This window comes from Novosphingobium sp. CCH12-A3, from assembly GCF_001556015.1.
Taxonomy (GTDB): domain Bacteria; phylum Pseudomonadota; class Alphaproteobacteria; order Sphingomonadales; family Sphingomonadaceae; genus Novosphingobium; species Novosphingobium subterraneum.
This window is the reverse complement of record NZ_LSIA01000222.1, coordinates 1-2,340: the sequence shown is the minus strand read 5'-3', so window position 1 is coordinate 2,340 and position 2,340 is coordinate 1. Positions and strand designations below refer to the sequence as shown.

Genomic DNA, 2,340 nt, shown 5'->3' with positions numbered 1-2,340 from the left:
GCTTTGCCTTCCATGCCTCCGGGATCCGGCCGTCCTTGATCGCTGCCTTCTCCTCCTCGGTGTTCCGCTGCTTGGGGGCAGGCACGACGGTCGCATCGATGATCTGGCCGCCCATGGCGAGATAGCCCCGATCGGTGAGCGCTGCATCGAAGCGGGCGAAAAGCTTGTCGATCGCCTTGGCCTGCACCAGGCGCTCGCAAAACAGCCACACTGTCGTCGCATCGGGCACCGTGCCATCGAGCCCAAGGCCCAGGAAGCGCTGGAACGACAAGCGATCCTTGATCTGGAATTCCGTCGCTTCGTCCGAAAACGAATAGAGCGCCTGCAGCACCAGAATTTTGAACATCATCACCGGGTCAAACGGCGGCCGCCCGCCTTTGCCACGAACACTGCGGCGCAGAGCGGCGATCAATGGCCCCCGGAAAACCTCAAAGTCGACCACCCCGGACAGACGCTCCAACGGATCACCCGCTGCGCTCAAGGCCTCGTACCGGTTCGAAAGATCAAAGAAACCGGGCTGTCCCGCCATCATCGCCTCCGCTCATCCGCAAGGGCAGTGAATCAGGTCAGGTCACCAAACTCCAGAGTTTTTCGAGCCGTCCAAGTATCAGCGTCAAAGGGCTTCGCGTCCGCTGCTTTCGTAAACATGCGCCGTGCGGTGATTGAAGATCTGAAAAAGAGGTAAGCCTTTCAGTTTTCAACTCATTCTTCGCACTTGGGTGTTAGTGGAGTCGGGTCTAATGAACTTGAGGTTGGTTTCTATGATCGAGTGGCGCCCCATTGAAAGCATGCCTGACAACCGAAAAGATGGCCGATACCTGCTTCTTTGGGATGCTGACGGCGCAGTGGTAGCGAGCTGGAATGCCGACGATTGGGAAAGGAGCGGCGGGTTCGACGACCCTATTGACGGTATTACCCATTGGGCGGACATTAATCGTCCAGGCGATCGCGCAATGAGAAATCCAAGCCAGGACGAAATTCTCAACGGGCTGGTCGAGAAGTTCAAGATCAGGCTCAATCGGTCAATCTGACGGCGGTAACGATCTCTAGCCCCACCGAGGCGTACGACACGGCAAGCCGAAGGCGGCAATGCGGGATGCACTGGGGGAGGTTGTTTCGCCCACCACCCGCCAAATTGGCGGAAGCAGAAGGCGACTGATCATCCGCTGTTATTGCCGCGCGCGACATGCCCGAGGGCTTCGACACGGGAGCCCACGCCCTGCGACCGGTGGCCATCCAGAATGTCGGCGGCCTGCTGTTCCTCTGCCTTTCCGAAAACCCGCCGCCGATCGACCGGGTGAAGGAGGACATTAGTTCCCCAGATCGCACTCTATCAGTTGGACAAGCTCAAAATCGCAGCCACTGAAGAGCTGGTTGACCATGCCAACTGGAAGCTGGTGATGGAAAACAACCGGGAGTGCTATCACTGCGAAAGCAATCACCCCGAACTGCTGAAGTCACTGGATGGATCAGGCTTTGGCAAGGGCTTGCCCGAGGACAACGTCTGCGGCGTGAAGACCGACGCCGACCGGGCGGTCGAGGCACAGCGGGCCGAATGGGAAGCATTGGGCATCTATCGCGACCTGATTGAATTTCCGGACGGCTGGTGGCATAGCGTCGCCCGCCTCGGCCTTGCTCCGGGTGCTGTTACCCAGACCCTGAGCGGCAAGCCGGCATCGCGCAAACTGATCTGGCCCCATGGCGATCAGGTGGAAACCAGCCTGTCGGTGTGGACGCAACCCAACAGCTGGCATCACTTCTGCTGCGACCATGTGGTGACGTTCAGCCTCGTCCCGCTCGCCGCCGACCGTACCCTGCTGCGCACCAGTTGGCTGGTTCACGAGGATGCCGTCGAAGGCGTGGACTATGACGTGGACAAGCTCACCGAGGTGTGGCGCGCCACCAACGCCCAGGATGGCCGTCTTGCGGAGAACAACCACGCGGGGATCAAGACCGACGGTTATCAGCCGGGCCCTTACTCGAACGAGGAGAAGCTCGTCGATGCGTTCAAGTCCTTCTACGTCGTGAAGTCCCTCGAGGCGCTTGAACCGGCCGCAACAGAGGGCTGAGGATTGCACGGGGCCATCTCGCCGGCTTGAAAGCGAAAAGCTCAACCCGGCGATGATGGCCGCAGCGCTGACACGAGCAGGCTGGAACTGGTTGGCCCGACCGGTGCGCCCCGATCCCGCATGAGCTGCGCTCCCGGTAAAATCGGTCATGGCGCATTTCGCACACCTGGGCCGCAGTGCCGGGGGTGAAACGCCACACCCTTTTCACCCTCTATAAGAGTCGGATTCGAAACTAATTCGTTGAATGACAGTGTCTTGCGGCACGCCGGAT

At 59.9% G+C, this 2,340-nt stretch carries 4 protein-coding genes; 3 read left to right on the top strand and 1 reads right to left on the bottom strand.

Annotated features, from left to right (window positions below; translation table 11 throughout):
• Window positions 1-529, bottom strand: a 529-nt coding sequence (locus AX703_RS17455; protein ID WP_197423754.1) for a transposase, incomplete at its 3' end; no start/stop codon positions are given.
• A gap of 232 nt (window positions 530-761) precedes the next feature.
• Here AX703_RS17455 and AX703_RS26810 point away from each other — a divergent pair.
• From AX703_RS26810 to AX703_RS17445, 3 genes are all read left to right on the top strand, one after another.
• On the top strand, window positions 762-1,031 hold the full coding sequence (locus AX703_RS26810) for a hypothetical protein (protein ID WP_174544622.1): 270 nt from the start codon (window positions 762-764) through the stop codon (window positions 1,029-1,031).
• A 155-nt stretch (window positions 1,032-1,186) separates the two neighbouring features.
• Window positions 1,187-1,366: a hypothetical protein gene (locus tag AX703_RS28455; RefSeq protein WP_231735595.1), complete on the top strand. Its 180-nt coding sequence runs from the start codon at window positions 1,187-1,189 to the stop codon at window positions 1,364-1,366.
• Window positions 1,338-2,069: an RHO alpha subunit C-terminal catalytic domain-containing protein gene (locus AX703_RS17445; RefSeq protein WP_062345909.1), complete on the top strand. Its 732-nt coding sequence runs from the start codon at window positions 1,338-1,340 to the stop codon at window positions 2,067-2,069. Before AX703_RS28455 ends, AX703_RS17445 begins: the two co-directional genes overlap by 29 nt.
• Window positions 2,070-2,340: the final 271 nt, after the last annotated feature.

Excerpts from the sequence above, each read along its gene's own strand:
- AX703_RS26810 (WP_174544622.1), top strand. The coding sequence starts at position 762 with ATGATCGAGTGGCGCCCCATTGAAAGCATGCCTGACAACCGAAAAGAT.
- AX703_RS28455 (WP_231735595.1), top strand. The coding sequence starts at position 1,187 with ATGCCCGAGGGCTTCGACACGGGAGCCCACGCCCTGCGACCGGTGGCC.